The 296-nt window shown below is 75.3% G+C and carries 1 pseudogene; it reads left to right on the top strand.

Annotated elements, in window-relative coordinates:
• A pseudogene (locus ACLBX8_RS32015) lies at positions 1-296 on the top strand (ABC transporter ATP-binding protein); the annotation flags it as partial.

Below are 296 nucleotides of genomic sequence, written 5' to 3'. Positions count from 1 at the left end.
CCTGGTCGAGGCCTGCGCCGACCGGCTCTGGCTGGTCGCGGACGGCACGGTGAAGACCTTCGACGGCGACATGGACGATTACCGGCGCTTCGTCCTGTCGGGGCCCGAGCGCGAGGTCGGGCGCGACTCGGAGCCCTCCGGCGGGCAGAAGGCCGAGGCGCGCCGCGCCGGCGTCGAGCGCCGCGCGCCCCTCGCGCCCCTGCGCAAGCGGCTGGAGGCGATCGAGGCGCGGATGGCCAAGCTGACCGCGGCGATCCAGAAGATCGACGCCGCCCTGGAGGACGGGTCCGCGTTCC

The sequence above is a fragment of the Methylobacterium sp. D48H genome, assembly GCF_053345715.1.
The sequence above is the reverse complement of the archived record's forward strand: the minus strand, read 5'-3'. Positions and strand labels throughout refer to the sequence as shown.